This is a genomic window from Vibrio cionasavignyae (assembly GCF_050337155.1).
Lineage (GTDB): Bacteria > Pseudomonadota > Gammaproteobacteria > Enterobacterales > Vibrionaceae > Vibrio > Vibrio nomapromontoriensis.
Map to the genome: position 1 here is coordinate 37,211 of NZ_JAKJSR010000020.1, position 26,583 is coordinate 63,793.

At 45.6% G+C, this 26,583-nt stretch carries 18 protein-coding genes; 5 read left to right on the forward strand and 13 right to left on the reverse strand.

Annotated elements, in window-relative coordinates:
• The first annotated feature begins 70 nt into the window (after positions 1-70).
• Positions 71-511: a universal stress protein gene (locus L4D74_RS16125; RefSeq protein WP_428753273.1), complete on the forward strand. Its 441-nt coding sequence runs from the start codon at positions 71-73 to the stop codon at positions 509-511.
• 109 nt (positions 512-620) lie between these two features.
• Here the strand turns inward: L4D74_RS16125 and L4D74_RS16130 are convergent, their stop codons facing one another.
• From L4D74_RS16130 to rapA, 3 genes are all read right to left on the reverse strand, one after another.
• Positions 621-1,649, reverse strand: coding sequence for a D-2-hydroxyacid dehydrogenase (locus tag L4D74_RS16130; protein WP_428753274.1), 1,029 nt, complete (start codon positions 1,647-1,649; stop codon positions 621-623).
• A 46-nt stretch (positions 1,650-1,695) separates the two neighbouring features.
• Positions 1,696-2,433 (reverse strand): RluA family pseudouridine synthase, encoded by a 738-nt coding sequence (locus tag L4D74_RS16135; RefSeq protein WP_428753276.1) that lies wholly within the window; start codon positions 2,431-2,433, stop codon positions 1,696-1,698.
• 127 nt (positions 2,434-2,560) lie between these two features.
• Positions 2,561-5,470 (reverse strand): RNA polymerase-associated protein RapA, encoded by a 2,910-nt coding sequence (gene rapA / locus L4D74_RS16140; protein WP_428753278.1) that lies wholly within the window; start codon positions 5,468-5,470, stop codon positions 2,561-2,563.
• Positions 5,471-5,959: 489 nt separating this feature from the next.
• Here rapA and L4D74_RS16145 point away from each other — a divergent pair, with 489 nt between their 5' ends.
• Entirely contained in the window at positions 5,960-7,336 is a 1,377-nt protein-coding gene (locus L4D74_RS16145; protein ID WP_428753280.1) for a PhoH family protein, read from the forward strand.
• A gap of 181 nt (positions 7,337-7,517) precedes the next feature.
• On the opposite strand, the gene tldD is transcribed toward L4D74_RS16145, so the two are convergent.
• The 10 genes from tldD to L4D74_RS16195 all read right to left on the reverse strand — a co-directional run bounded on the left by tldD (position 7,518) and on the right by L4D74_RS16195 (position 21,498).
• Positions 7,518-8,963, reverse strand: coding sequence for a metalloprotease TldD (tldD, locus tag L4D74_RS16150; protein WP_250617456.1), 1,446 nt, complete (start codon positions 8,961-8,963; stop codon positions 7,518-7,520).
• A 7-nt stretch (positions 8,964-8,970) separates the two neighbouring features.
• A complete protein-coding gene (locus tag L4D74_RS16155) occupies positions 8,971-9,804 on the reverse strand; it encodes a carbon-nitrogen hydrolase family protein (protein ID WP_428753281.1) in 834 nt (277 codons plus the stop codon).
• A gap of 3 nt (positions 9,805-9,807) precedes the next feature.
• Positions 9,808-13,710: a YhdP family protein gene (locus L4D74_RS16160; RefSeq protein WP_428753282.1), complete on the reverse strand. Its 3,903-nt coding sequence runs from the start codon at positions 13,708-13,710 to the stop codon at positions 9,808-9,810.
• Positions 13,711-13,720: 10 nt separating this feature from the next.
• Complete coding sequence (gene rng / locus L4D74_RS16165) at positions 13,721-15,190, reverse strand: ribonuclease G (RefSeq protein ID WP_428753284.1); 1,470 nt, start codon at positions 15,188-15,190, stop codon at positions 13,721-13,723.
• A gap of 16 nt (positions 15,191-15,206) precedes the next feature.
• Positions 15,207-15,815 carry a Maf family protein gene (locus L4D74_RS16170; protein WP_428753286.1) on the reverse strand — a complete coding sequence of 203 codons (609 nt, stop codon included), beginning with the start codon at positions 15,813-15,815 and terminating at the stop codon, positions 15,207-15,209.
• Entirely contained in the window at positions 15,805-16,293 is a 489-nt protein-coding gene (mreD, locus tag L4D74_RS16175) for a rod shape-determining protein MreD (RefSeq protein ID WP_428753287.1), read from the reverse strand. Before mreD ends, L4D74_RS16170 begins: the two co-directional genes overlap by 11 nt.
• A gap of 16 nt (positions 16,294-16,309) precedes the next feature.
• Complete coding sequence (gene mreC / locus L4D74_RS16180) at positions 16,310-17,173, reverse strand: rod shape-determining protein MreC (protein WP_428753289.1); 864 nt, start codon at positions 17,171-17,173, stop codon at positions 16,310-16,312.
• Positions 17,174-17,234: 61 nt separating this feature from the next.
• The gene (locus L4D74_RS16185; protein WP_250617449.1) at positions 17,235-18,278 is read right to left on the reverse strand and encodes a rod shape-determining protein; all 1,044 of its coding nucleotides are present in this window, start codon (positions 18,276-18,278) and stop codon (positions 17,235-17,237) included.
• A gap of 398 nt (positions 18,279-18,676) precedes the next feature.
• On the reverse strand, positions 18,677-20,668 hold the full coding sequence (gene csrD, locus L4D74_RS16190; protein WP_428753291.1) for an RNase E specificity factor CsrD: 1,992 nt from the start codon (positions 20,666-20,668) through the stop codon (positions 18,677-18,679).
• 269 nt (positions 20,669-20,937) lie between these two features.
• Complete coding sequence (locus L4D74_RS16195) at positions 20,938-21,498, reverse strand: single-stranded DNA-binding protein (RefSeq protein ID WP_428753292.1); 561 nt, start codon at positions 21,496-21,498, stop codon at positions 20,938-20,940.
• Positions 21,499-21,761: 263 nt separating this feature from the next.
• On the opposite strand from L4D74_RS16195, the gene L4D74_RS16200 reads away from it, so the two are divergent.
• From L4D74_RS16200 to uvrA, 3 genes are all read left to right on the forward strand, one after another.
• Positions 21,762-22,409 (forward strand): LuxR C-terminal-related transcriptional regulator, encoded by a 648-nt coding sequence (locus L4D74_RS16200; protein ID WP_265676275.1) that lies wholly within the window; start codon positions 21,762-21,764, stop codon positions 22,407-22,409.
• Between the two features lie 164 nt (positions 22,410-22,573).
• Entirely contained in the window at positions 22,574-23,443 is an 870-nt protein-coding gene (galU, locus tag L4D74_RS16205) for a UTP--glucose-1-phosphate uridylyltransferase GalU (RefSeq protein WP_428753294.1), read from the forward strand.
• A gap of 167 nt (positions 23,444-23,610) precedes the next feature.
• Positions 23,611-26,451 (forward strand): excinuclease ABC subunit UvrA, encoded by a 2,841-nt coding sequence (gene uvrA, locus L4D74_RS16210; protein WP_428753296.1) that lies wholly within the window; start codon positions 23,611-23,613, stop codon positions 26,449-26,451.
• The last annotated feature ends 132 nt before the right edge of the window (positions 26,452-26,583 follow it).

Consider the following 26,583-nt stretch of genomic DNA (forward strand, 5'->3'; position numbering starts at 1 on the left):
CTCCCTATAAGTGGGAGCCTTAGTAAGGACAAAGCGACCTCACCTAGCGTGAATTAAGAAGAGAAATCACATGTATAAACAGATCCTTGTTCCTGTCGATCTAAATGACAAAGGCTTTTCCGATAAAGCTGTAGAGATCGCGGTGTGGCACGCCAAACATTCCAATGCGGAAATCCATCTCCTGAATGTGCTACCAGGCATTCACATGTCGATGGTCGCCACATACTTTCCTAAAGATGCAGCGGCCAAAATGAAAAGCGATGTAAAAGCACAACTTAAGGCATTCGCTGATCAGCATATTGATGATGAAGTGATCTTTAAAGTTCACGTCGCCGAAGGCAAACCCTACGCCACCATATTAGATTTTGCTGAACGCCTTGGAGCAGACTTAATCGTTATGCCAAGCCATAAACGCTCAAAAATTGATAAAGTGGTGCTTGGCTCTGTGGCGAGTAAAGTAGTGCAAAACTCCCCGATTAACGTTTTAGTTGTCAAACCACAAGCCGACTGACCCAAAGATTATTGCCACAAAAAAAGGTAGCATCTGCTACCTTTTTTAACGCTAAAACAACGCTGTCTATGCTAAGGCTTTCACGTCAACACTCTAGCAACGAAATAAATTACACAACACGGTTTAATACTGAGCCTTGTTGAAAGGCCTCTAGATTATCAACCAATATATTGCAGAGCTTTTGTAGCGAAGAGTCACTTCCCCATGCCACATGAGGCGTTAATAGCAATGTGGGCATGTCTTTATTTACGATCAAAGGGTTATCTTCTGGGGCGGGCTCTTGAGTAAACACATCGACGCCAGCGCCCGCTATCACACCTTGTTGCAACGCATCCACTAACGCGTGTTCATTGACTAAACCACCCCGTCCGGTATTAATTAGCACCGCCGTTGACTTCATTAACTCGAGTTCGTGCTTATCAATCAGATTTACGGTGGACTCTGTCAAAGGACACAACAAACACACTGCATCAGACTGTTTAAGGACGCTATCAAACGTCTGATAGCCCGCTCGAACCTCCGATGCGCCTTTTCGCTCAGCAAACACCACCTTCATCCCTACCGCGGACGCCAGCTTGGCCGTTGCTTGTCCCAGTGTACCTGAGCCGATAATACCCAAGGTTGACCCAGCCACGTCTCGAATCAGGTGCGTAAAGAAACAAAACTTACCCTGTTTCTGCCACTCACCTTGAGCAATATCATTATGATAAGCGCTAATGTTTCGAAACAAAGCAAACAATAGCCCTATCACGTGTTCGGGAACCGATTGAGTCGCATAACCTTGAATATTAGAAACGGCGATACCCCGAGACTGGCAGTAAGAAAGATCAACATTATTAACGCCCGTTGCCGTCACTGCAATGTGCTGTAACTTGCTTGCCTGCGCTAACACCTCTTCACTTAGTACCACTTTATTCGTCACGATAATATCCGCATCCACAATCCGCTCTGCAATCTGGGACGGCGTGGTGTCGGGATAACTCAACCACTGATGTTCAAACGATAAAGGCGCTATTTTAATATGAGACGGGATAGTATCTCGGTCCAAAAACACCACCGTTGGTGCACTAGGTTCAGGCGAGTTCAAACACTTTTCATAGGACGGTTGTTTAGATAAATCGTGATGTGTATCGGTCATAGAGCATCCTTAACTAGCACTGACCGATAGTCTCAATCCGGTCAAATTAACATTTGGGTAGAGTTTTATAATCCGGTAAAACTGGCGCAGGGTCAAAATGTTCAATCACCATTTTTTCCGCTTGCGGATAAAACTCACACGGGACAAAAATAGAACTCAGCGCCAACGTTTCTGGATGATAAAAAGAAAGCTCCGTAGCATGAAGTGCCAACGTGTCTGAATACTGCTTTGCTTCATCATGCGCATAAAACTCATCCCCCACAATCGGATGCCCGATTGCCAACAAATGTACACGTAACTGATGAGAGCGGCCAGTAATCGGAAACAAGCGCACGATGCTGGTTTTCCCTTCTTCTGCCACCACCTGATAGTAGGTCTGTGATGGCTTACCGTCTTGATAACATACTTTTTGCCTTGGTCTATTCGGCCAATCGCAAATCAGAGGCTCATCAATCAACCCCTCTTTTATTTCAGGCGTGCCCCATACTCGCGCATAGTAGATTTTATGGGTCAGTCGATATTGAAATTGCTTCTTGATCGCACACTCTGCTGGCTTATTTTTTGCCAGTAGCATCAACCCCGATGTCGACATATCAAGCCGATGCACCACTTGGATCTCAGGGTATTCTGCATGCAGACGGCTCCACATACTATCGTAGTGCTCAGCGGCTCTCCCTGGCACTGATAACAATCCAGAGGGCTTATTTACCGCCAGGATGTCTTCATCTTCATAAACGATATCAATCCAAGGGTCAGTGGGTGGGGTGTAGCTTAGCATCGCCATAGTCATTACCGATGATTAAGGGAGATAGATATAGATGAAGGTAACACTTGGTGGTGGACCTTTATCCGATACAAAGCGCGGAAACAAAAAATGCAGCAAACGCTGCATTTTTTATTATCATGCCAGCTTAGTTGTGGCTCACAACAATCAGACGTAGCGAGTCCAACTGCAATTGTGCGTTATTGATATAACCATCTAACGCTTTAATCTGAGTATCAATCGCCTCGATCTCTTCATCGCGAATATTTGGGTTTACCGCTTTCAATGCCTGAAGACGCTCCAGTTCACCATTGAGACTAGAGTACATGGCCTTGTGCGCCTGCTCTTTCGCTTGTGTAAGCTTAGGCTCCACGACCGCATTACCCGCTTCAATCAAACGTACGACTTCACCTTGAACCGATGTCACGAGCTTGCTCGCTAAGTGACGATTAACAGGGCTTAACTGACGGTTAAAGCCTTCAAACTCTACTTGAGCAGACAAATCATTACCTCGTCCATCGATCATCAAGCGAATCGGCTCTGGTGGCAAGAATCGGCTAATACCACTACGTTTAGGCGCTTGTGCGTCCACCACGTACACCAACTCAAGCAAAATAGTTCCGACAGGCAACGCCTTATTCTTCAGCAATGAAACGGCACACGTACCAACGCCTTCACTCATCAGCAGATCGATACCGCCTTGAATCATTGGGTGCTCCCAACTAATGAAGTTCATATCTTCACGAGATAGCGCAGTATCGCGGTCGAAGGTAATGGTTGCACCTTCATAGGGCAAACCAGGATAACTTGGTACCATCATGTGCTCAGATGGCGTGACCACCAAAGCGTTTTCACCTTTGTCATCTTGGTTTAAGCCGATAGTATCAAATAAGCTTAACGCGAAAGTCACCAGGTTAGTATCACCATCGGTCGCTTTAATATCATCCGCTATTTTTTGCGCCGCTTCGCCACCATTAGAGTGCATCTCTAATAAACGGTCACGCCCCTGCTCTAGGTCGTGCTTCAGCTCTTGATTATATTGACGCGAACCTTCAATAACCTCGTCCAATTCAGTCACATCACCAGAGGCTAGCATATTTACAATCGACTCTTGGTAACGGTCATAGACCATTCGACCCGTTGGGCAGGTTTCAGCAAAAGCGTTCAACCCTTCATCAAACCAACGCGCCAGGATCGCCTGAGAAGTCCCCTCTAGGTACGGTACATGCACGTCAATGTCGCGACTTTGTCCAATACGGTCCAAACGGCCAATACGTTGCTCAAGCAAATCCGGGTTAAATGGCAAATCAAACATAACCAGTTGATTAGCAAACTGGAAGTTACGACCTTCAGAACCAATCTCACTACAAATTAGTACCTGAGCACCACCCTCTTCCTGAGCAAAGTAAGCCGCCGCTTTATCACGCTCCAGAATTGACATGCCTTCATGGAACACAGTCGCGCGAATGCCTTCTCGCTCACGAAGTGCCTGTTCAAGCTGCAAGGCCGTGCTTGAGCGTGATGCGATAACCAGAATCTTTTCACTGCGTTTTGCTTGGATTTTTTCAATCAACCAATTCACACGTGAATCGAACTGCCACCAACTTGAATCTTCACCTTCAAACTCTTGGAAGATCTCTTCTGGGTAAAGCATCTTCATCGCGCGAGCTTCTGGAGCCATTTTGCCGCCAATCATGCCAGATACACGCATTGAAGTGGTGTATTGCTGTGGAATAGGCATAGGAACCAAATTCACATTACGCGTTGGAAAACCTTTAATCGCCGCACGCGTATTTCTAAACAGTACGCGTCCCGTGCCATGTCGGTCCATCAGGTTATCAATCAGTTCCTGACGTGCCGTGCTTTTTTCATCATCATCCGCGCCACTTTCTAAGACGTTAAACAAAGGCTCTACGTCTTGTTCCGAAAGCAATTCTGTAATTTGATTCTTGGCTTCATTGGCCAATTTTTCTCCAGAGAACAGAGCGGTAACCGCATCTGCAACCGGAGCATACTGATCTTCTTCTTTTACAAACGCGTCATAATCAAAGAAACGGTCAGCATCTAACAAGCGTAAACGAGCAAAGTGGCTTTCACGTCCTAGTTGCTCTGGTGTGGCAGTAAGCAGTAATACACCAGGTGTCTTTTCGGCTAATGCTTCGATAACTTGATACTGACGACTTGGTTTTTCTTGGCTCCACTCTAAATGGTGCGCCTCATCGACAACCAATAGATCCCACTCACCTTCCAAGGCTTGCTCAAAACGCTTGCGACTCTTACGCAAGAAATCCAATGAACACAGCACAAACTGTTGAGTATCAAATGGGTTATCCGCCTCGGCGTACGCTTCAATACAGCGCTCTTCATCAAAGATTGAGAAGTGAAGATTAAAACGGCGCATCATTTCAACTAACCATTGATGCTGTAGGGTTTCTGGGACCACAATAAGGACACGCTCAGCACGGCCAGATAACACCTGCTGATGAATGATCATACCCGCTTCAATCGTTTTACCTAGGCCAACTTCATCAGCTAGCAATACGCGAGGCGCATGACGACGCCCAACTTCATGAGCAATGAAAAGTTGATGTGGAATCAAACCAGCTCGCATACCACAAAGACCACGCATTGGGCTTTTATGCTGCTGATGTTGATTGGTCAGTGCACGATAACGCAACACAAAATTGTCCATACGGTCAATTTGCCCTGCGAACAATTTATCTTGTGGCTTGTTAAAACGAATATGGTTGCTTAAAAAGATCTCACGCAAGGCCACATCTGTGTCTTGCGTGTCTTGGCGCGTACCAATATAAGTCAAAACGCCTTGGTCTTCCGACACATCCGCAACTTCTAAAGACCAGCCTTCTTGGCTATCTATAACATCGCCGACATTAAAAATGACTCGGGTTACCGGTGCATCACTACGTGCATAAACACGGTTTTCTTCCGATGCAGCAAACATCAATGATACTGTTCTCGCATCCAATGCGACGACCGTACCCAAACCTAAATCACTTTCCGTATCGCTAATCCAGCGCTGCCCTAAAGCAAATGTCATAGAACGAATACCTCACTCTTTTCGATATCTTTTGCGGTTATTTGGCGGTAGCTCAGAGTCACTATTGAGCTCACAACTCCGCCCAAATAATAGTAGATGATGACACAAAAATTGCGCATTCCTACCACTTGATGAAAGGTCGCTCATCTTACTTGAAGGCGTGATTTAGGTCACGCCAATTGCACGGAAAACCTCAGTTTTTTTTGTTTTGGTCACGTTGACATAAAACTGAAAAAAAATAGTGGCATTTGTTAACGGTAAGGTGAGAATTTTCACTTATACTGAAAGTGTAAACGTTACAAAGATGTTAAACCATTATGGACTTGTGAACGTATACAAGGATAAGCCATTCAATCTTATTAGTTTTGATTGAAGCAACCAAAGTTGACTCACCGTGTACACAGACGAGCCAGCGAGGATCCAAAACCTGATTCGTCTCAGCTGTGAGCAACTTGCCAGGACAACCGCGGAATGCGGCAAGGAGACTCTATGGGCGACACCGACCGTAAAATTTTTGTTCTCGATACCAATATCCTTCTCCACGAACCCTTCGCTATTTATTCATTTAAAGAACACGATGTTGTCATTCCAATGACGGTATTAGAAGAACTCGACCGAATAAAAGACAGTAAACGCGACGTTGCTCGTGACGCTCGTGTCGCTATTCGGGCACTTGAGAATCTTTTTAAAGACGCCACGCCCGATGAAATATCTGAAGGAATTCCCTTCTCCCACGAGCAGCAAGCAACTGGCACTATCTCCATATTGGCTGATTATATGCTGCAAGAAACCTTCAAAGCATTTGCCGACAAAGAAGGCGACAATCGAATCCTGAACGCCGTCCTATACTTGCAGAACAAACGTGCACCGCGCGATATCATCCTAGTCACCAAAGACATCAATATGAGACTGAGAGCTAAAGGTGCCGGCGTATTGTTTGTCGAAGACTATCGTACCGACCAGCTCATTGATGATGTGGAATATCTGACAAAAGGCTTTCAAAAAATACCGGGCGATTTTTGGGATGGCATTGAAAACGTAGAGACCAGTGTACTTGGCAGCAACACCTTCCATACGATCAATAGAGATGCCATCGCCCCTTCATATGTGAATCAATATCTGGTTGATGAAGAGAGTGACTTTGCTGGTAGGGTCGCGGATATTCATGAGGAAGACATCACCATAAAAGACCTCAGTCATGAGCGCTTGCTGTCTCGCCAAGCTTGGGGGATTCGCCCGAAAAACACTTACCAGGGAATGGCAATGGATGCCTTGCTTGACCCTGATATCGATCTCGTTATTTTAACTGGCGCGGCAGGGAGTGGTAAAACACTACTCGCGATGGCAGCTGCGCTTGAAATGACCATAGAAAGAAGCATGTTTGATAAAATCATCGTGACACGTAACACGCCAGATATTGGCGAGTCGATAGGTTTTCTTCCTGGTAGCGAAGAAGAAAAAATGATGCCATGGCTGGCAGCGATTACGGATACGCTGGAAGCACTGCACAAGCATGATCATTGCACCGAAGGATCATTAAAATACATTTGCGACAAAGCCAATATTCAATTTAAATCGATTAACTTTATGCGAGGGCGCTCGATACAAAATGCCTTTGTGTTGCTCGACGAGTGCCAAAACCTTACAGCATCGCAAATTAAAACCATCATCACTCGTTGTGGCGAAGGAACAAAAATTGTCTGTTCAGGTAACCTTGCGCAAATAGACTCTCATTACCTTACCCCTGTCACTTCAGGGCTTACCTACATGGTAGAACGATTCAAAAACTTTTCAGGTAGCGCCAATATACATTTAAATGGTGTGGTTCGAAGCCGACTGGCTGAATATGCGGAAGAGAATTTGTAGGTCCTGGGTCCTGGGTCCTGTGTCCTGTGTCCTGTGTCCTGTGTCCTGTGTCCTGTGTCCTGTGTCCTGTAGGATAGTGTCTATTATTAAGCCGACTTCAATAAAAATCGCGGCATTAAGCCGCGATTTTCAAGATCTTATCACTAGTTACCCAACGGCGTTATAGTGACTTCACATAAATTTAGTCTGTGCCACCCACGGTAAGCGCATCGATTTTCAGACTTGGCTGACCAACGCCAACAGGCACGCTTTGACCTGCCTTACCACACACGCCAACGCCTCGGTCTAGGCTTAGATCATTACCTACCATCGACACCTGTTGCATCGCTTCAATGCCAGAGCCAATCAAGGTTGCCCCTTTCACTGGAGTGGTAATTTTACCATCCTCAATCAAGTATGCCTCAGAGGCAGAGAAAACGAACTTACCCGATGTGATATCGACCTGGCCACCACCAAAGTTAGGCGCGTATAGACCCTTTTTCACTGTCGAAATGATTTCTTCCGGTGTATGTTGCCCTGGCAACATGTAAGTATTCGTCATGCGCGGCATAGGTAAATGAGCGTAAGATTCTCGGCGGGCATTACCCGTTGGATTCACACCCATTAAGCGTGCATTCAACTTATCTTGCATGTAGCCTTTTAACACACCATTTTCGATTAAGGTGTTGTACTGACCGTGTACCCCTTCGTCATCCACATTGAGTGAACCACGCAAATCTTTAAGCGTACCATCATCAACAATGGTGCAAAGCTTAGAGGTCACTTGCTGACCCAGTTTACCCGAGAAAACCGATGACTCTTTGCGGTTAAAGTCCCCTTCTAAACCATGACCCACCGCTTCATGCAATAAGACACCTGGCCAACCTGATCCCAATACCACTGGCATGGTGCCAGCTGGAGCATCAATCGCTTCTAGGTTAACTAGCGCCTGACGGATAGCTTCATCGGCATAGTGATAAGCGACTTGTCTGCCATTTTCATCTGAGATAAAAAAGTCATAACCGTAACGACCACCACCACCAGCACTGCCGCGCTCTCGACGATCGCCTTTCTGAGCTAGCACACTAATAGATAAACGAACCAAAGGTCTAACGTCCCCAGCTAGTGTCCCATCCGTTGCCGCAACCAACATCTGCTCATAGACACCGCTTAAGCTAACCGAAACCTCACTCACCAGAGGCTCCTTAGTACGGATGTAAGCATCCAACTCTTTTAATAGCTCTGTTTTTTGTTGTTTTTCCCAACTTTCTAGCGGGTTAACCGCTGCGTAATACACTTGATTATCGCGTCGAGTCAACGCCTTAACTGAAGCGCTTTTCCCTTGCTGAGCAATACCACGTGCCGCCATCGCACTTTGCTTTAACCCGTCGAGGGTCAATTGGTCAGAATAGGCAAAACCCGTTTTTTCACCCGTAACGGCACGCACACCAACACCACGGTCGATATTGAACGAGCCATCTTTAATAATACTATCTTCAAGAACTAGAGATTCATGCCAGCTAGACTGAAAGTAAATATCCGCATAGTCGATCTGGCGAGTCGCAATGCTGGCTAGTGTAGCTTCGATATCTTGCTCTGTAAGACCTGTTGGCCCAAGTAGCGCATCTTCTATGCGTTCCATATTCATACTCTTATTATGGTAATGAGTGTAGATGTTGTTCGAAGCGAATATGTTTCGCAACAGGCATGGTTTGCCTGACTTCATTAACAACATCAAAATTTAAATCGGCAATGATGGTGCCAACCTGACCTTCCAGTTGACCTTGTATTTCTCCCCATGGAGAAATCACCATCGAGTGACCCCAGGTTTCGCGGCCACAAGGATGCGTACCACACTGATTCGCCGCTACGATCCAACATTGATTTTCTATTGCTCGCGCTCGCAGCAACACTTCCCAATGCGCTTGCCCGGTCACCGCGGTAAATGCGGCTGGCACGACAATCACAGTGGCACCTTGCGCTCGTAATGCACTATAAAGATGAGGAAAGCGCAAGTCATAGCAAATTGTCAGGCCTATCGCACCAAAATTCACTGGTACCATGGCCATGCTGTTGCCGGGTTTGAATGTCTCAGATTCTCTATATCGCTGAAACCCATCATCAACATCGACATCAAACATGTGCAGCTTATCATAGTGATTTAATCGCTGCCCGTTACCGTCATACACTAATGTCGTGGTACTCACCTCTGTCTCAGAGCGTCGAATTGGGAAACTACCCACAATTAGATTCACGTTATTAGCTTTGGCTATAGCCGCTAACTGCTGCTGTAATTCCCCTTTTCCAAGCGGCTCTGCGTAGTGGTGATACTCTTCTCTTTTACCAAACACCAGTGAATTTTCCGGCGTGAGAATCCATGTTGCCCCTTTGCTGGCAAGAAACTGAACCTGCTTGTCTATAAAGGCTAAGTTCTGTTTAGGATCTGGACCCGAAGTCATTTGAATAATACCGAAGCGTTCCTTGCTCATGGATTACTTTTTCTCCTTTTTTAAATCATCAGGGAGTGTGTATTCCCCCTTACTTCGCGATATCTCACTCACGACAGGTGAGTCGAGCTTTCCTTTCACTGAGTAATTCACCTGAGTGACAACTTCAACCACAGGTGAAATGACTGTCGTTACTGCCAAGACAACCAATGCTGTTTGTGGCGTCACGGCAAACGCGGTAATAATAGGGATCCCTGATGTCATGTCTGGAGTGAAGTTCACTTCAGCATCCACCGTTTGAGCTGATAAATCGGCTAAGCCTTTTATTTTCATTTCGCCTGCAACGGCATCCATTTCAATGTCGTTAGTCACAAAAATACCATCGCGTATCTTGCCACTACCGGTAATGGAATTAAAAGCCATCCCTTTATCAAACACGTCGGTAAAGTCGAGCTGCATCTTACGGATGATAGAGTCCAAACTAAATAACCCTAATAAACGAGCCGCACCACTGACATCAGAAATCACCCCTTTGCCTAGCTTGGTTTTAATCTCTCCATTTACCGTATCCACCCGCATTGACCAAGGCGCTCCGTCCCATGACAACGTAGAGTTCAGTTCAAAAGGCGCACGTTGGATACCAGAAGTAATCCCAAACCGCTCCATCAAATCGCTATTATTCTCGCCCTCAACGCTAAGATTAACGTGGCTTCTACTTTGCTCGCCAGCCACCATCCAATCACCATCTATATTAATGGTATTGCTGCCACTACTAAGATTGAGCTTATTCCAAACTAACTTGTTCCCTTGGCGAGACACGTCCATATCGACCTTGCCCACTTTATAGCCTTGGAACCAAAAATCATCAATCTTAAGCTTACTGTCAGGCAGAGAGTTAAAGAAGTCACGGTCAAACTCGCTCACTAATGGTGCAGACAAGTCCTCCTGCAATATGATTGGCTCATCTTTATCTGATGCTTCATTGAGTGATGGCAAGTAAATGTGCAATCGTTTTAGCGCAACGTAAAGCTGGTTATCATCACTGTAATTAGCCTGCCCTTTCGCTTCTTGGCTATCCAGCTCAAACTGCCAGCCACCTTGCTTATGGCGAGCATTAAAGTCGACGTCATGCCACTCAATACCAGCAAGCGTCAACTCTTTCGCTTCAATGTAAACGCGTGTCGGTAACGGAATCGTTGGGGTATTCAAATCATCCAAAAGCGCCTTTTTAGTGCTTGGTGGCTGCTTAGCGAGAGCGCTCCACTCATCAAAGCTAAACCGATCTGAGCGAACTTGAAAATCATGTCCAACAATAGGACTAATTTTGAAACCACCTTTACCCAGCACTAAGTTGGTCGCTTTCAATACTGGCGTTTCTTTTGTGATATCAATTTCAGTTTGATACTTCACAGAAGGAAGCTGTAATCGCGCCGAGATAGCTTGCTGGTTACCAGAAGCCTGTAATCTTGCTTTCCCTGCCTCACCAAATGCTTTCTTTAATGGGTAAGGATATTCACTGGCGAGAGTCACCAAATTGGCATTCAAGTCTAATTGATAGGTAAAGCCAACATCATTGAGCTGTAGGTCGACATCTAAACTCCAAGGCGCGTGCCCCTTTAGCCCACTGACAAAGCGCTCACCTACATAAGGCTCCAGCGGTGCCATCGTCCAGTCACCGATAGCATCGATATTCACGCCATAGCCTTTACCTGAATTTTGACCATCAAAATCAAGCGTTATCGGCTGGTCTAGTAGTGTTGCGGATAGTCCTTTCGCGTTCACTAGGTCGTTATCAAATGCGATTTTTCCCGACACTTTTTCTAGTGTCATCGGCGGCGCATCTATCTCAACATGGTTGTCTTTAAGTTCCGCATAACCCCATGCTCTCGATGGCGTTGGATCTTCGGAAAATGGAATGTATAACTGAAAATCCGCGTCGACTTGACCACTAACTTGAACCGCAGTCAACGCGGCACCAACCGAGCCAACTAAAGGTGTCGCCATCATATAGTCACGGACGGCACTGCCACTTCCCGCCGCTTTCGCTTCAATTTCTAGGTGCCCATCGCCTCGGAGCTCAGGGATGCGACCCGTAATTCGTTTACCTTTTACGCCCATAAGCGTGGCTGCTTTTGAGTCAATATGCATCGCTTCATTTTGGAATAACAAATCCAATTGAAGGTTAGTTAATGGTGGCCAGTTAGTATCAAAACTAAACTTGGCATCACGCAAGCCGACCCAAGCTTGGAACATGCCATTATTGTCGTTATACGGAAAATCAGACAGCTGGCCGTACCAAAGCAGCTTCGCAGTATTCACGCGCCCTGCCTGAATCGCAGCAGACAAATAGTCCGTTAAACTCTGCCCAAGCGCGAGTGTAGGGAGGTAGCGCCAAGTCTCACCAGCATTGTAGAGATCCGCCTCAGCATAAAATGAAAGAAATGGGCTACTATCTTTGGGAAAGTCGAGTCGAAATGCGCCTAAAACCTGAATATCGGCGGTCGCAGCCGTCACTTTATCAGACCATAGTGACCAGCCCTTATCGCCATGATTCTCCCAATGAATATCAACTAAGCCCTGCTTGATATTCAATGGGGCTTGAAACACATCGCCGTAAGGGAATTTATCATCAATGACCATCACTGTTGCTTTGGCCTTATTCAGATTACCCGCCACACTGCCTGACACATGAGAAAAGCCCGGCAATAGTGCCCATTGCGATAGCGACATTTGCTGAAAACTTGCAGAGTATTGAAGTGAATCAGGACCACCTTGCTGGGCAATACGAATGTCTTCAATCCGCCCACCAGGATTCAGCTTATCTAGCCACTCGGTGACCGTCGCATCTGGCGCCAATGAAGCAAGCGGTTTTAAAGCGTCAATTTCTAATTGAGACAGATTCACCTGCCATTGATTTTGGCGGTTCCAATCAAGGGCAATATCCAATTCCGGCCAAGGCGTGTCATTCGTTCTGGCGGTGATTTCATGGGCGTTAATTTGCCACCCTGTTTTAGACGGGTGAAGATGTAGCAAAGCCGACTCAAGAACTAACTGGTTTTCTACACCATCTTTTTCCCACATCAGCTCGGAAGGTAACACTTCAACATACGCTTCTTTAGCGGTGCTCTTATCAAGAGTTAACCAAGCTCGCAGGCTAGTATCCCCTCCAGTGATCCCGGTTTTCTTTGCCGTTTCGTCGGTTAACCATGGAGACACCGACATTTTATCTAACGTGACGTAAAACGAACCAGTAACATCACTTAAACTGCCGTTATCAATAAAATCCGCACGTACTTCCAATGAATCTAGATTGGCATCGGCAATGGATACCGTCCCTTGTGCAAGGTGACGAGCATTTTCATTTCGCCATTGCAAATTGGTAATATCTAGCTCGCGAGGCTCTCCCGAGATGGCTTGATAAAAAATCGTCGATTCAACGACTGAGAAGCGGTCAAGTTGTCGCAGTAAAATATTATCAAGTCGATTAATAATATCTTCGGCATTTTTAGCCGGCTCATTGCCAGCAGGTGGCTTCAGCTCGCTTTTGTTACTTGTCGCCTTAAGCAGATCAACGGTACGAATATCTAAAATCATACCGTTGATCGACATATCAGCAATAACGGGCTGACGCTGTATTACCGTTTGAACCAAATCAAACTCAAGTTCCAGATTGGCAACTTCGAACTTACTTTGTTCATTTTTAGGCAGACCAACCACAACGCCCTGTAAGGAGATGGAAGGATGGGTATTGCGCCAAAAACCTCGAACGTCACTGATCGATACATCAAATCCCGTTCCTTGGTTGATCCAAGCAACAATTTCGGGCTGTATGCGGTTAAGCTGAGGCAAAGTGACGCGCAACACTGTGACCGTAGTAGCAAGCAACACTAACACGGTCAACAATATCCAAAGGAAAAAACGTACTAACTGATTAACGCGAGGACTCACACACTACTCATCACATCATAACAACATCAAATTGTTCTTGAATATACAAAGGTTCCGCTTGAATACGAACCTGTTTACCAATAAAGACTTCAAGCTCAGCCAACGCATGAGACTCATCGCCTTCTAGCGCTTCGGCAACAGCAGGAGACGCATAAGCAACAAACTTGTCTGCGTCATAGGCTCGGTTAACACGAGTAATCTCACGAAGGATCTCATAACATACCGTTTCTACTGTCTTCACCGAACCACGGCTTTCACAAGTTGGACAACCACTACAGAGAACATGTTCAATACTTTCACGTGTTCTTTTACGTGTCATCTCGACCAAACCAAGCTGAGTAAAACCATTGATATTGGTTTTGACTCGATCCTTAGCTAACGCGGCATCAAGCGAGGCTAATACTCGCTGGCGATGCTCCTCAATCGTCATGTCGATAAAATCAATAATGATAATACCGCCTAGATTGCGCAGCCTTAATTGCCGAGCAATCGCTTGAGTTGCCTCTACATTGGTATTGAATATGGTGTCTTCTAAGTTTCTGCGCCCAACAAACGCGCCAGTATTAATATCAACCGTTGTCATCGCTTCCGTTTGATCAATAATCAGATAACCACCGGATTTGAGGTTCACTTTTCGCTCTAGAGAACGTTGAATCTCATTTTCCGTGTCGTACATATCAAAGATCGGCTTATCACCTTCATAGAGCTCTAGTAGGCACTCCAACTCTGGCACAAATTCGCGGGTAAACTCTTTCAGACTCTCATAAACCAAACGAGAGTCCACTTGAATTCGGGTCAATTCAGTACCCACAAAATCACGCAGAATTCGGTGCGCTAAACCAAGCTCACCATATAAGGTAGAGCGTGTTTTATACTTAGTTCGTCGCTCATTGATTTTAAGCCACAAGCGTTTAAGAAACTGAGCATCTTGCGCTAATTCTGTTTCATTCGCCCCTTCCGCTGCGGTACGAATAATAAAACCGCCATTCTCATCACAGTAGTCCGCCACCACTCGCTTGAGTCGATTTCTTTCTTTTTCACTTTCAATGCGCTGAGAAACACCGACATGGCTTGCGCCGGGCATAAAGACGAGATAACGAGAGGGTAAGGTGATGTCCGTGGTTAAACGAGCACCCTTAGTGCCAAGTGGGTCTTTCACCACCTGAACGACAATGTCTTGTCCTTGACGAACCAGTTCAGAAATATCTCTAACCTGAAACTGCTTCTTTTCATTTTCTGCCACACACTCGGTATGCGGTACAATATCTGAAGCGTGTAAAAACGCGGCTTTCTCTAAACCTATGTCCACAAAAGCAGCTTGCATCCCCGGCAATACTCGGCTGACTTTCCCTTTATAGATATTACCCACAATGCCACGTTTCGCTTCACGCTCAATGTGAACTTCCTGAAGAATTCCACCTTCAATCATTGCAACTCTTGTTTCACTTGGAGTCACATTTATCAACAGCTCTGCACTCATGAGCGCACCTCAATTTTTAATTATTTATAAATTCTTGCAAGAGCTGGTCAGTTTCATAGAGTGGCAATCCTACTACCGCGTAGTAGCTTCCTTCGATACGAGAGACAAAACGCCCTCCGAGTCCTTGAATTCCATAACTGCCAGCTTTATCTTGTGGCTCACCACTTAACCAGTATTGTTGTATTTCATTTTCAGTTAGTGGTTTAAACCAAACATCCGTCTTCACAACGACAGATGCTTGCTTATCAGTAGATACAACACTTACTGCTGTCATCACTTGGTGCTGATCATTCGCCAATAATTGCAACATCCGTTGCGCATCATCAAAATCAACTGGCTTTTCTAAAACCTTGCCATTTTGGACAACAACCGTATCAGAGCCAATCACGACGGCCCCATCACTGCCATCTTCAATTGCCTTTAGTCCAGCCAGTGCTTTTTCAAGCGACAAGCGCTCCACATATGCTTCAGCGCTCTCTTGCTCGCCTTTTAACTCTTCAATATCAGGACTAACGGTCGAAAATTCATAACCCAACTGGTTAAGCAATTCTTTACGTCGCGGCGAGGTTGAGGCTAATACGATCTTATGCTTCATTGCGTTATGTTCTTCTCGGTTACCTGACATGCCAATGCCTTCTAATACGACGCAGCAACATAAACATCCATGGCCAAAGTATACAGTTAATCAACCCACTCCACAGCGACATCGGATTAAAAGTCACGTCTTGGATCAAATACTCACCGAAAAAGATTGCAACCTCTAGCCCCATGGACAGCAAACCGATCACTGTCGCCTGCTGCCACAGCGCCATGTTTCTTAAAACAAGAAAATTGAGTGCCACCACATAAACAATGATGGACATCATCATGCCACGAATACCAAGTGTAGACCCCACAAGTAGGTCCCACACTAATCCAACAAACAACGCAGTACCCACATTGACGCGATGCGGTAATGCGAGCACCCAATAACACATCACTAATAGCAGCCATGACGGTCGAATAAAATCGAGTACGCCCGGCCAAGGTATCGTTTGTAGGGTAAGCGCCACCAGCAATGAAAATCCAATTACTAGCTGACTGCGGAATCCACGATTAGTCATAGTCTATATCTGTCTCTTATTGCGCATTCAGCGTCGCTTCAACTTCTTGCTGCTGCCTGTCTTGGTTAGGCCAAATCAACAATAAGTAACGCAAACGGTCAAAATCAACCACAGGTTCTGCGATGATGCTAGCAAACTCTCTACGATTATCGCGCTGCACTTGCTTAACATGCGCCACAGGATAACCTTCTGGGTAAATGCCACCTAACCCCGACGTCACAAGCAAGTCATCTTGCTGAATGTCAGTACTGGTTGGTATGTGTTCTAGTTGGATTTCATCAATTGCACCATTGCCGGATGCGATCACACGAATATCGTTACGGATAACCTGAACAGGAATTGCACTATTTGAATCCGTGAGCAACATAATTCGGCTGTTGTGGGCGCCTACAAATGTCACTTGCCCAACAATACCGTTTTCATTGATCACTGGCTGCCCTTCGTAAACACCATCAATTCTGCCTTTATCAATCACGACCTGGTGACGATAAGGAGAGGTGTCTACTGCCATGACCTCAGTCACAACCTTCTTTTCATCTCGGACAAACGATGATCCCAATAACTCGCGAAATCGTTGGTTTTCTTCGCGATATTGATCCAACAAAATCAAATCACTCTTTAAACGTAAGACTTCGCGCTTAAGGTTAATGTTTTGCTCTGCTAGACCCTGCCGTGTGTTAAATCGCTCATAGACACCATCAAACATGCTTCGAGGCAAGTTAGCAGCGTACTGAATGGGCGCGACGGCACTATTGAGTAAGTAACGGAAATTAGAGAATGTATCTAAACGACTATCAGCCAGCATTAAGCCAGCTGATAGAGATACCGCAAGAAATAGGCGAAGTTGTAAGGAAGGACCTCGACCAAATATTGGTTTCATGTACTCATTATCCTAATGTGGACTCTGGTTTCAGTGCCACACTAAAACCAGAGTGAAACCATTATTCTTCAGTAAACAGATCGCCACCGTGCATGTCGATCATTTCTAATGCTTTACCGCCGCCACGAGCCACACACGTTAGTGGGTCTTCAGCGATCACCACTGGAATACCAGTTTCTTCTGTAATCAAACGATCGAGATCGCGAAGTAGTGCACCACCACCCGTTAATACCATACCGTTCTCAGAGATGTCAGACGCAAGCTCCGGTGGACATTGCTCTAGCGCAACCATTACCGCAGAAACGATACCAGTTAGTGGCTCTTGAAGCGCCTCTAGAATCTCATTGGAGTTTAGGCTGAAGCTACGTGGCACACCTTCAGCAAGGTTACGCCCACGAACTTCAATTTCTTCAACCGTATCACCCGGATAAGCAGAACCAATCTCATGCTTAATTTTTTCAGCCGTCGCTTCACCAATTAAGCTACCGTAGTTACGACGGACATAATTGATAATCGCTTCATCGAAACGGTCACCACCGATACGCACAGATGAAGAATAAACCACACCGTTAAGTGAAATCACCGCCACTTCAGTTGTACCGCCACCGATATCAATAACCATCGAACCCGTTGGTTCTGATACACGAAGACCCGCACCAATCGCAGCTGCCATTGGTTCATCGATCAAATACACTTCACGAGCACCAGCACCTAGTGCTGACTCACGAATCGCACGACGCTCTACTTGAGTAGAGCCACAAGGAACACAAACCAACACACGTGGGCTTGGTTTTAATACGCTATTGTCATGCACTTGCTTAATAAAGTGCTGAAGCATTTTTTCAGTCACATAAAAGTCAGCGATCACGCCATCTTTCATTGGACGAATTGCCGAAATGTTACCCGGAGTACGACCTAGCATTTGCTTAGCAGCATGTCCTACTGCTGCCACGCTTTTCGCCGAACCCGCACGATCTTGACGGATAGCAACTACAGAAGGCTCGTCTAGGACGATACCTTGGCCTTTTACATAAATCAGTGTGTTGGCAGTACCTAGATCTATCGATAGGTCGTTAGAAAACATGCCACGCAGTTTTTTAAACATATTCTTCGCTCGTCCTGCAAGAATGAGAAGACAAAAATTGCACTAAATGTACCAATGCCTTGCCATATCAGCAAGGCATTGGAGCAGAAACATGGGCTGAAAACCTCATTTTCTTACAGTTTCCTTACTTAACGCAAAAAATTGACAATAATTCACCACTAGACAGGCCAGTTTATTGTGAAAAAGACATGGCGTTGTAAGTGAACAATGATTTTCCTACAATGCAAGAAATAGCGCATATGGGCAAAGCGGGGATAGAATCGCACGGAGAGTACGCACCGGATTCATCACGGTGTGTTCACATGTGAACACTATAGATTGGACAAGCGCCCTCAAAAAAGGGGCGCGTTCATTCAGAAAGCAAATATTCCACACACATCATTAACAACGCAACGTCGTTAGGTCTTTCGCCAGCGGTTTCGTCGACCCGGTTTAATTGCCGCTATTCTCTTACTTGCTTCCGGTAGCAATTGAACTTCAGGGGCAAAATAACGGCCTTGACCACCACTTACGCCAAGGTCAATCAAGGTATGCCATTCTTTTTTCGTTTCTACGCCAACAGCAATAACCTTAGTTGTCGAATCACCACAAGCACCAACCATACTACGGACAAACAGTTGGTTCTCATCTCTTTGATCGATTTTCTTAATCAAGCTGCGGTGTAGTTTTAAGTAGTCGACTTTAAGGTCTTTAATGTAATGAGTACTAACAATCGAGCGCCCTGCTTGACCAATAATCACGGTACAACCTAACCCTGACAGCATCCTAATCACCGGGCGAATATAATCCAAATGTTGGATGACTCGTGCTTCAGAAAACTCAAACGCCAACTGTTGTCTCTGCGCAATAGGTAACTGAAGCAGCTCATCTCTAAACCATTTAAAATGACGTTTATGAGCAAATGGCACCACATACAAATTGATCGAAATTGGTAATATTGCCTTTCCTTGCTTAATGTTACGAATCACTTTGTTCAAGACTGAACGATCCAAGTTGGACTCATAGCCCACTTGAATAAGCGCGGAATGAAAACGGGAAGCTTTCACCACGCCACGCTCAGGATCTTCAATTCGAGCAAATAACTCACGGTGCAGAACTTGTAGATCTTTCCCCTTTTCATAGAGATAACAAGGCTGAGAAAAGATCAGTAGATTTTCAGGCAACAGGGCTTTATCAAACAAAGTTCGCCAGCGCACACTGCCACGCTCATCCATCGTTTGTGTTTGTTTACTGTAGCGGCTCCAGTTGTTCGCCTTCTGCAGCTGAGCGCTTTTCAGTGCCGTTTCAGCCTCTTCCATGATTCGGCCTTGGCGCTCAGACTCAGCATACATGCTGACCCCGATGTGACACCAATTGTCTTCATCCAGAGGAAGAGGTGGCGTCACCTTGGCTAACTGACGTAAACACTGATTAGCAAGCGTAGCGACATCTTTTGCACTTTGATGGGGGATAAATACCGCAAAATCGGCATCAAAATAACGAGAGAAAATGGCATCAGGGTATTTTTGTACCGCATTAGACAGTACCTCACCGACCTCAATTAAGAAGTCATCAGAAACCGCCTTACTGTTGTGCTCAGTCACCTGATCCCAATCCTCGATACGAAACAGCATCACGCCACCTTGTGCGCCACTTTCTAACAGAGCTGACTCAAGCTTGCTGTCGAAAAGCATTCGGTTTGCGCTGCCTGTCAAAGGGTCGAGGAAAGTTTGAGTACGAATAAACGTATCAAAGCGACTGCGCTCTTGCCTAGCATCTTGCAATTCTTCGATCAGAATATCGAGAGCTTCACTCGCGGTATACGGCCATTCGCGTAAGTCTCCCTTCGCGTATTGCTCAACGCGACCCCCTAAGATCATTCGACCACGCTCTTCAAGCAACTCTGAACCGATCAGCTGTAGCCGTAGCCACTTCACACCTTGCATTAAACAAAAGACTATCAACCCAAATGCTAACGTCACCGACCACATCGCCTCTAAGGAATAACGAACACCAAGGTAAGGAGGCAGAGCGGTAAAACTAATGGTGTAGCCATCATTGCGTTCTAAGGTGTAGGTTCTTTGATAGATGATCGTGCGATCAATCATGGGAGAGGTATTTTTGTAGCGGTAAACCACACCGGCAGATGAAGAAAGCTGCATCTCAATAATGTTGCTTGCCTGCAACATTTTTGGCATCCAACGTTGCATCATATAAGCCGCATCAGGATCTTCAAGTTCTTTATCAATAACTTTAACAATGCCCGACAGATGGTGGTTAAGGTACTCTTGTCCCATTTTTTTTATCGACAATGTGCCACCGACAAACAAAATAAAAACCGCACTGAGTACAATCACGGTCACAAAGGCAACCAAGCGAGTGCTTAATTTAAGGGTGGGAGTTTGTCTCATAAATGTTCAAGTCCTTTTTGACCCATTTATCTTCTCTTAATCATAAGAGAAATATGCGCGTTATCCATCAATCATCACTTTGTCACACGGATAAACAACTGAGTGCGCTAACTGATTGTTATATCAAATTTACTCAACAGGGTTAAGCTTCATCCAATGCCCAGACTCTAATAGTTGCTCTAACTCTAATAAACGAAAAAAACCGCGATTACTCGCGGTTTTTTCAATTCGAGCAGCAAGTAGAATATCTACTCACAAGAACGGCCGATTTAGAACGGGATATCGTCATCAAAATCCATTGGCGGTTCATTGTACTGTGGCTGTTGTTGCGCAGGTTTTTGCTGTGCTGGCTGCTGTGGAGCAGACTGCTGCTGAACCGGCTGTTGTGGCTGACCCCAACCTTGCTGAGGCTGTTGAGATTGCTGCTGCATACCACCTTGGTTCATGCCGCCTTGCTGCATTGGAGCACCGCCACCTTGACGACCACCAAGCATTTGCATCACGCCATTAAAGCCTTGTACAACCACTTCTGTTGTATAACGGTCTTGACCACTTTGATCTTGCCATTTACGAGTCTGTAGTTGACCTTCAATATAAACTTGAGAGCCTTTACGCAAATATTCACCAGCAACTTCAGCCAGCTTTCCAAACAAAGCAACACGATGCCACTCAGTTTTTTCACGCTGTTCACCCGTTGCTTTATCTCGCCAAGATTCTGACGTTGCGATTGTGATATTCGCTACCGCACCACCGTTTGGCATGTAACGAATTTCTGGGTCGTTACCTAAGTTACCCACTAGAATGACTTTGTTTACTCCACGGCTTGCCATGTTTTGCTCCGTAACCACAATAGATATTTTAAATTTAGCACAATAGGATAACACGATACTTCATTTCGACAACAGCGCTTAATGAATCAATCCAATGATAGGGATCAAGCTCTAATTCTTGAACTGACCACCATCACCGACAACATAAGATTTATATCAATTACTTAGATTTTTTAACTGAGTCTCAAATGTATCCTTCCGGTCTAGAACCTTGCTCCGATACTCGTCAGCATGCATAAAAACAATCGGACTAAGTCATTCTTATGAGAAAAAATAGCTACAAACGCATCATTCAGCATGTGGCACTAAGCACGAGTTCGCCCGATCCTCTTGTGGAACAACTTTCCAAGTTAAGTATCAATGCCATCGATGTTATTCAACCCGAAGCCCTGATGGTGGCGAGAGACAAAGTACGTAACCGAATATTATTGTTTGATTACCACGCCTCGCTAGACATCTTCCAGCAAGTACTCAACCTCCCTTTAGTGAGTAAGCACTTTGAAACCATTTTAATCAACGTTCCGCATAGACTCACCACGGAAACCATCCTGCGCTACGGCAACATTAAAGGCTTATTCTATAGCCATGAATCACCAGAGAAGATCGTCAAAGGCTTTGATGAAATCATTAATGGCAAAAACTGGTTACCTCGGGATGTCTCGAGTCAATTATTACATCACTATCGACACGTCGTGTCCGCCAATACGTCTCCAGCAGTGGTTGACCTAACCGCTCGCGAAATTGATATCCTGCGCAGTCTTCAATCTGGGGCAACCAATATGCAAATGGCTGAGGATCTATTCATTACCGAATCCACCGTAAAATCACATCTTTATCAGATATTTAGAAAGCTATCAGTTAAAAACCGCTTACAAGCTATTGCATGGGCCAACCAACACTTACTCTCTTAACGAATAAAACTAGACTTACCACAAAACATTGAAAAATCAATCATGAATGCCTCACCCGCCCAACTTAGGATAAGGCTGTTATCTGAATTTAATTAGCGGTAGACTAGCGACAGAATATTCGTCAGTAACGCTAACTAAAGACTATAGAGATAAAGGGTTTTATCATGATTAAAAAGTGCCTATTCCCAGCTGCTGGGTACGGAACTCGTTTTCTTCCAGCAACAAAGTCAATGCCAAAAGAGATGATGCCAGTGGTGAACAAGCCACTTATTGAATACGGTGTCGAAGAAGCGATTCAAGCAGGTATGGATGGAATGTGCATTGTGACGGGTCGTGGTAAACACTCGATCATGGATCACTTTGATAAAAACTATGAGCTAGAACATCAGATTAGCGGCACCAACAAAGAAGAGCTGCTGGTTGAGATCCGCGATATCATCGATTCTGCGCAATTTACCTATGTTCGCCAACGTGAAATGAAAGGCCTAGGTCATGCTATCCTAACAGGCCGTGAGCTCATCGGCGATGAACCTTTTGCAGTCGTGCTAGCCGATGATCTTTGCGTCAACGAAGCGCAAGGGGTACTGGCGCAAATGGTCGCCCTGTACAAACAGTTCCGCTGTTCAATTGTTGCTGTTCAAGAAGTCCCAGAAAATGAAACACACAAATACGGCGTCATTTCTGGCGAAATGATCAAAGACGATCTATTCCGCGTTGACGACATGGTTGAAAAACCTGAGGCGGGTACCGCACCTAGCAATCTTGCCATCATTGGTCGCTATATCCTTACTCCAGATATCTTTGAGCTGATCGAGCAAACAGAACCAGGTAAAGGCGGTGAAATTCAAATTACCGATGCACTACTAAAGCAAGCAAAATCCGGCTGCGTCCTTGCCTACAAATTCAAAGGCCAACGCTTTGATTGTGGTAGCGTCGAAGGCTACATTGAAGCAACAAATTACTGCTTCGAAAACCTATATCTAAAAGACGAAAAAACCTCAGAGCTAGGCAAACACGCAACTAAAAAAGCCTAATTAGACTCGGCGTTCGCTCGCTATTAACGCCACTTTCCGTTATGAAGGTGGCGTTTTTATTCCCCCCTCTTCCCACCAAATAAACCTGTTTTTTTATCCAGTATTTCTTTGCACAAACTTCACACTATGTAATACTTATCGCACTACGTATTACATGAGTGGCAACAATGGATAAGATCGAAGTTAGGGGTGCTCGTACCCATAACCTAAAAAACGTCAGCCTGACGATTCCTCGCGATAAACTCACCGTGATTACCGGTCTTTCTGGCTCGGGTAAGTCATCGCTAGCATTCGACACCCTGTATGCAGAAGGGCAAAGGCGCTATGTGGAGTCATTATCGGCTTACGCGAGACAGTTCTTATCTTTAATGGAAAAACCTGACGTCGACCATATTGAAGGGCTATCGCCAGCAATTTCCATTGAGCAAAAATCCACCTCTCATAACCCACGCTCAACCGTCGGCACCATTACTGAAGTCTACGATTACCTGCGTCTTCTATACGCACGTGTCGGTGAACCTCGCTGTCCCGAGCACAAAACTCCATTGGCCGCGCAAACCGTTAGCCAAATGGTCGATAAAGTTCTTGAGCTGCCGGAAGGCTCTAAAATGATGTTGCTTGCCCCTATCGTGAAAGAACGAAAAGGGGAGCACGTCAAAACGCTAGAGAACCTCGCCGCACAGGGCTTTATTCGCGCAAGGATCGATGGCGAGACTTGCGATCTTTCCGATCCACCAACGCTCGAATTACATAAAAAACACACCATTGAAGTGGTCGTCGATCGCTTTAAAGTACGTGATAACCTGCAACAAAGACTGGCAGAGTCCTTTGAAACGGCATTAGAACTCTCTGGTGGCATTGTCGCGGTGGGTTGGATGGATGACTCCGAAAAAGAAGACATTATATTCTCGGCTAACTTTGCCTGCCCTTATTGTGGCTATAGTCTGCAAGAACTCGAGCCGCGACTGTTTTCTTTCAATAACCCAGCCGGAGCCTGCCACACTTGTGATGGGCTGGGCGTACAGCAGTACTTTGACCCTGCTCGCGTGATTCAAGATGAAACCATCAGTATTGCCGAAGGGGCAATACGAGGCTGGGATCAAAAGAACTACTATTATTTCCAAATGCTATCGTCGCTGGCCAAACATTACGATTTTGACCTGTTCGCACCCTTCAAATCCTTACCCAAGAAAATTAAGGATGTGGTATTAAAAGGCTCTGGCCGAACCGAAATTGAATTTAATTATGTCAACGACCGTGGCGATATCCGAGTTAAGCGCCACCCGTTTGAAGGGATCCTTAATACCCTTGAGCGTCGCTACCGTGACACTGAATCAAACTCGGTTCGTGAAGATCTGACCAAGTATATTTCCACTAAATCCTGCTCATCTTGTGGCGGTACTCGCTTAAAAGAAGAAGCTCGAAATGTCTTTATCCAAGACACGACGTTGCCTGAAATTGTCGAAATGAGCATCAGCGATTCTATGGAGTTTTTCCGCTCATTAACCTTAGAAGGTCAACGTGCACAGATCGCTGATAAAGTGATGAAAGAGATCAATGACCGACTTCAGTTCTTAATTAATGTCGGCCTCAATTACTTGAATTTATCACGCAGTGCCGAGACATTATCCGGTGGTGAAGCGCAGCGAATTCGACTCGCTAGCCAAATCGGTGCAGGACTTGTTGGTGTGATGTACGTACTGGATGAACCGTCTATTGGTCTTCACCAACGAGACAATGAGCGCTTGCTCGATACCCTGATCCACTTACGAGATTTAGGCAACACCGTACTAGTTGTTGAGCATGATGAAGATGCCATTCGTACCGCTGACCATGTCATCGATATTGGCCCTGGCGCTGGCGTACACGGTGGATCAATTGTTGCAGAAGGAACAATTGATGACATTCTGGCATCCGAGGCATCGTTAACTGGGCAATATCTAAGTGGTAAGCGCGAAATATCAATACCAAAGCAACGCACGCCTGTTGACCCTAAAAAAGTCGTCACCTTATCCGGTGCGACGGGCAACAACCTGAAGAATGTGGATTTAACTATCCCTGTTGGCTTATTCACCTGTATTACTGGTGTATCAGGTTCGGGGAAATCCACCCTTATCAATGACACCTTCTTTAAGATTGCTCATACGCAACTTAACGGAGCGACGACCGCAGAGCCATCGCCTTACAAGAAGATCGAAGGCTTGGAGCACTTTGATAAAGTTATCGATATCGACCAAAGCCCAATAGGCCGAACGCCACGCTCTAACCCGGCAACGTATACTGGCATATTTACGCCTATTCGTGAGCTTTTCGCGGGAACTCAAGAGTCTCGCTCTCGTGGCTATAAGCCAGGTCGCTTTAGTTTTAACGTCAGAGGGGGGCGTTGTGAAGCGTGCCAAGGGGATGGGGTCATTAAAGTTGAAATGCACTTCCTACCCGATGTTTATGTCCCTTGTGATGTTTGTAAAGGTAAGCGTTATAACCGTGAAACACTCGAGATCCGCTACAAAGGCAAGACGATAGACGAAGTACTACAAATGACCGTCGAAGATGCTCGCGCTTACTTTGATCCTGTGCCTGTTATCGCACGAAAGTTGCAAACACTGATGGATGTTGGGTTGTCTTACATTCGCCTAGGCCAAGCGGCGACAACGCTGTCAGGCGGTGAAGCACAACGTGTCAAACTGGCTCGTGAGCTTTCTAAACGCGATACTGGCAAAACACTCTATATCTTGGATGAACCAACAACAGGTCTGCACTTCCATGATATTGAATTACTACTTTCTGTTCTGCACCGCCTACGTGATCATGGCAACAGCGTGGTGGTGATTGAGCATAACTTAGATGTCGTCAAAACAGCAGACTGGGTGATTGATTTAGGACCAGAGGGCGGTCAAGGTGGCGGTGAAATTATTGCCGAGGGCACGCCAGAAGCGGTGGCGCAAGTCGACGGGTCACATACGGCAAGATTCTTAAAGCCAATGCTGACGGAAAAGGCAAAACGGTAAACTTACTCCACGCACTTAACCATCATACTTGCGATCAACTTTGCTTCTAAGAAATCTCATGACTTCTTGGAAGCAAAGTTGCGGGTTTAAAGCTAGGTTAGTTATTAAAAACTGTGCTAAAAAGGTAAATTA